Source organism: Actinomadura sp. NBRC 104425, from assembly GCF_030269545.1.
GTDB classification, from domain to species: Bacteria; Actinomycetota; Actinomycetes; order Streptosporangiales; family Streptosporangiaceae; genus Spirillospora; species Spirillospora keratinilytica.
In genome coordinates this window covers 1-647 of the sequence record NZ_BSTN01000100.1, presented here as the reverse complement: position 1 = coordinate 647, position 647 = coordinate 1, and the positions used below count along the sequence as shown (strand labels likewise).

At 66.9% G+C, this 647-nt stretch carries 1 protein-coding gene; it reads left to right on the top strand.

Annotation, left to right across the window (positions count from 1 at the left end; translation table 11 throughout):
* Positions 1-524 (top strand): tyrosine-type recombinase/integrase (locus QSK22_RS33290; protein ID WP_285498480.1); only part of this gene is annotated, 524 nt, incomplete at its 5' end.
* Positions 525-647: the final 123 nt, after the last annotated feature.

The window sequence follows — 647 nt, the reverse complement described above, 5'->3', positions numbered from 1 at the left end:
TGCGGTGGAGCGACCTGGACCTGGACAACGGGACGGTCACGATCCGGTGGCAGATCACCCAGATCGGATCGGAAACTTTCGAGGGCAAGCCGAAGACCGAGGCCGGGGAGGCGACCATCTGCCTCGACACCGCGACCGTCAAAGTCCTGCGCGCGCACAAGGCCCGCCAGAACGCCGAACGGCTGCGGGCCGGGGCGGCGTGGGTCGAGACCGGTTACGTGTTCACCACCCCGACGGGGGAGCCGGTGTCTCCCAACCAGGTCACCGAGCAGTTCGAGCAGTTGTCGATGGAGGCCGGGCTGCCGCCGATCCGCCTGCACGATCTGCGGCATGGTGCTGCAACCTTCTTGCTGGCCGCCGGGTACGACATGAAAGTGGTCCAGGAGACTCTGCGGTTGTCCTCGATCACCATTGCCGCCGACATCTACACCAGCCTGCTGCCGCAACTGGCCCGCCAGTCCGCCGAAGACGCCGCCGCCATCGTCCTCAACAACGACCACCACGCCACATCCGCCAAGCGCTGACTCAGAAGCCCCTTTGCCGCGCGTGTACTGAAGGCACCGCGCCGCAGTCCGAGGTGGAACACAGTCGACAACCCGGGGCAGCCCTGTGCAGGGCTGCCCCCTTCCATGCCCGTCTACCCGCGT